At 63.4% G+C, this 3,614-nt stretch carries 3 protein-coding genes; 1 reads left to right on the top strand and 2 read right to left on the bottom strand.

All coding sequences use genetic code 11. The annotated features are described in order from the left end of the window. Both WAW17_RS31150 and WAW17_RS31155 read right to left on the bottom strand, forming a co-directional pair. A partial coding sequence (locus WAW17_RS31150) for an FAS1-like dehydratase domain-containing protein (protein ID WP_422336693.1) occupies nucleotides 1-581 on the bottom strand: 581 nt, incomplete at its 3' end. 14 nt (nucleotides 582-595) lie between these two features. Then, the gene (locus tag WAW17_RS31155) at nucleotides 596-1,579 is read right to left on the bottom strand and encodes an MDR family oxidoreductase (protein ID WP_422336694.1); all 984 of its coding nucleotides are present in this window, start codon (nucleotides 1,577-1,579) and stop codon (nucleotides 596-598) included. A 399-nt stretch (nucleotides 1,580-1,978) separates the two neighbouring features. Between WAW17_RS31155 and WAW17_RS31160 the strand changes: the two genes are divergently transcribed. Further along, complete coding sequence (locus WAW17_RS31160; RefSeq protein WP_422336695.1) at nucleotides 1,979-3,556, top strand: ABC transporter substrate-binding protein; 1,578 nt, start codon at nucleotides 1,979-1,981, stop codon at nucleotides 3,554-3,556. Nucleotides 3,557-3,614: the final 58 nt, after the last annotated feature.

Here is a 3,614-nt window from a genome sequence, read left to right on the forward strand (position 1 = left end):
TTCTCGAGCTCGACCAGTTCGGTATCCGTCCAGCGTTTCGCGGTGCCGACTTGGTTGTCGTACATGCCCCGCTTGGTCGCTTCGGCGGAAAGATATCGGATGGCGGTGGAGCGCTCACGGGCCACCAGGGCGCCGTTTTGGTTCGTGTGAGTGGTATCTCCACGCGAAAACATCGTGGGGCCGGCGAATTTTGTCTCCACCACTTTGTAGTCGTGGAAGCGCCGCTCCTGGAACAACTTGTCCCCCGGCCGCACAGGACAGCCGTAGAACCACCATTCCTCGCCACCGAAGATCAAGTGGCTGCCCGGAATATATCCCACGCACGCGGGCTGCGCACCGTGCCCGTAGTCCAAGCCCACGGCAATGGATTGCGGCGCAATGATGCCGCCGAACTTGGATTCGCGTGCGAACTCCTGATCCCAGTGCAGCGGATTGGGATTGTCCATTGCCATAACCCAGCGGCGGATATCGGAGGAACTGCAAGGATCCCATAGTTGTGCTCCACCAACGGGTTTGCCAACGCGATGATCCACGTCGGACAGGTCGAGCTCGGTGATCTGCGGTTCGTTCGAATTGGTCACTGCGTACTCCCGATCTATCGATTGACGTCGACGACGATGCGGCCACGCACCGCGCCGTCCATGAGTTGGTCGGCCGCGGTGATCGCGTCCTTCAGCGAGACTTCCTGGGCGATCGCATCGAGTGCCGCCACATCCAAATCCCGTGAGAGCCGCGCCCAGGCGTCTATGCGTCGCGGTTTCGGCGCCATCACGCTGTCGATCCCGAGCAGGGACACCCCGCGCAGAATGAAGGGGGCGACCGAGGCCGGGAAATCCATGCCCTGCGCCAAGCCGCATGCGGCGACCGCGCCGCCATAGCGCGTCTGTGCGCACGCGTTGGCCAGCGTATGACTACCGGCGGTGTCGACGACGCCTGCCCAGCGCTCTTTCTGCAGGGGTTTGCCCGGCGCGCCGAGTTCCGCGCGGTCCACCACCGTGGTCGCCCCGAGTTGCTGGAGATACTCGACCTCCGAGGTCTTCGCGGTCCCGGCGGCCACTGTGAAGCCGGCCTTCGCCAGGAGGGCGATGGCGACACTGCCGACGCCGCCGGTGGCTCCTGTCACGAGAATTTCACCTTGCTCCGGGCGCACACCGTGGTTCAACAAGGCCTCCACGCAGAGGCTGGCGGTGTAGCCCGCCGTGCCGATGGCCATCGCCTGTCGGGAGGTGAACTCGGAGGGTAGAGGCACCAGCCAGTCGCCGTTGAGGCGTGCGCGCTGGGAGAGGCCACCCCAATGGCTTTCACCCACACCCCAGCCGTTGAGCACCACTCGGTCGCCCTTCGCCCAATCGGCGTGTGCGCTTTCGGTGACGATGCCGGCGAGATCGATTCCGGGCACCATCGGGAACTTTCGTACCACGGGTGATTTGCCGGTAATGGCCAGGGCGTCTTTGAAATTCAGGGTGGAGTATTCCACCTCGATGCTGACATTCCCGTCCGGGAGGTCCGCCTCTTGCAAGCTTTTCAGCGCAACCGTCTGTCCGGCCTCGCCCTTCTCGATAACAACCGCCGAGAACATCAGAGAGAATCCTTCCTCAACCTATCCGGAGCACGTTCAGGGCCTGCATTTCCGTGATGGGTGTGGTCCGCCTGAGTGCGCAGTCCCACCGCTTCCTGCCTTTGACGCCGTTGATGCCGTTGATGCCGTCGTCAATCCCTTGGCGCACATTACTTCAATCATAACAAGGATAGCAATACTTGCGTGTTCAGCCGGGGAGGGCAATACTGCGTGTGATCACGGTCACTTTCAGGAGTGGGTGGTCGGGCCGAGAGTGCCGACCGCGTTGATCGTGGCCGAATGCCGTCGAGGGTTTTCGATTCGGGTCCCACTCCGCCCCAACGCTTTCACTCACCCCTCACGACTGACCTCCGTCCGTTCTTCTCTTTGCTGCCCGCTGATCCGCCTTACCGAGAGGTCATGATGTTCCGACACAGACGTTTTCTGCCCGCGGTGGCCGCGGCATGCGCCGCGGCACTGCTGTTGAGTGCCTGCGGCGGTTCCAATTCCGACGACACCGCTACCGGCACATCCGATGCGGGCGATCCGGTGGCCGGCGGTTCGCTCAACGTCCTGCAGATGGGTGAACCGCGGTCCCTGGATCCGGCGGCGCTGACCAACATGTGGGCGTTCCAACCGGTGCTCGGCAACGCGCTGTACGGCACGTTGCTGGTCAACGATGTCGACACGCTCGACATCGAATTCAAGATGGCCACCGACTTCTCCACCACCGATGGCGGGTCCGCGTTCACCCTGAAGCTTCGGCCGGACCTGAAGTTCACCGACGGCACCCCACTCGACGCCGCAGCCGTCAAGTTCAACTGGGACCGCCTGCGGGATCCCGCCGTGAGGTCGACGACGATCCGATGGGCGGGACTGATCGCAGATACGCAGGTCAGCGACCCCGGCACTCTGACGGTCACGATGAAAACGCCGAATCCGCACTTCGCGCAGTCGATCATCTCCAGTGGTCTGAACTGGATTGCATCCCCGGCGGCGCTGCAGAAGGGGCAGGCGGCGTTCGACGAGAACCCGGTGGGCGCCGGCCCGTTCACGCTCACCAAGTGGACCCGCCAGGATGCGATCGAGCTTGAGAAGAACCCCGGCTACTGGGATGCACCCAAGCCCTATCTCGACAGTATGACCATCCGCACGGTGAGTGACGCCAACCAGCGGATCAACACGATCACGACTGGCGGTGCCGACCTGTCCTCGGAGACCAACTGGTCGAACCTGAACAAGGCTGAGGCCGCCGGATACTCGTATGAGGTCGCCCCGACCGGTGGCGGTCAGTTCATCGGCATGAACTTCGCCCGCGCCCCGTTCAACGACGAGCGGGCCCGTCGGGCGGTATCCCTCGCGCTGGACCTGGATGCGATCAACACCGCCGTCTACAACGGGAATGGCGAGATCCCCCAGACGCTCTTCGTGGAGGGCTCCCCATTCTTCAGCGACATCGCGCTCAAGCAGACCGACGCGGAGGCCGCACAGAAACTGTTCGACGAACTGGCCGCCGAGGGCAAGCCTGTCTCATTCACCTTCTTGTCCTACCCGACCACGGAGAGCAAGACACTGGGCGAGGTGGTGCAGGCGCAGTTGAGCGCCTTCAAGAACGTCGAGGCCAAGGTCGATGTTGTCGACTACGGCGCTGCCGCGGCTCGCAGCGGCGCTCGCGACTTCGACATGACCATCTCGTCGGCGGTGATCCAGGACCCCGACAACGCTCTGTGGATGGCGTTCCACAGCGATTCCGCGGGCAACACGCTCGGCATCAAGGACTCGGAACTCAGTGCCGCGCTGGACGCCGGCCGTACCGGTCAGACCGTGGACGAACGTAAAGCAGCGTACAAAACCGTGCAGGAGCGGCTCGTAGAGCTGAACCCCGGCATCTGGTATACCCGGGCTGTGCCGGCCGTCATGTCGGGAGAGAACGTGCACGGCGTCACGCTGTTCACCCTCGGATCGCCTTTGCCGGAAGAGATCTGGGTTACGGAATAGTCGAGGAAGCCGCCGACACCCCACGGGTGTCGGCGGCTTTCAGCGTGCGGTCCAACCG

The organism is Rhodococcus sp. (in: high G+C Gram-positive bacteria), from assembly GCF_049286785.1.
Taxonomy (GTDB): domain Bacteria; phylum Actinomycetota; class Actinomycetes; order Mycobacteriales; family Mycobacteriaceae; genus Rhodococcus_F.

Excerpts from the sequence above, each read along its gene's own strand:
- WAW17_RS31155 (WP_422336694.1), bottom strand. The coding sequence starts at position 1,579 with ATGTTCTCGGCGGTTGTTATCGAGAAGGGCGAGGCCGGACAGACGGTT.
- WAW17_RS31160 (WP_422336695.1), top strand. The coding sequence starts at position 1,979 with ATGATGTTCCGACACAGACGTTTTCTGCCCGCGGTGGCCGCGGCATGC.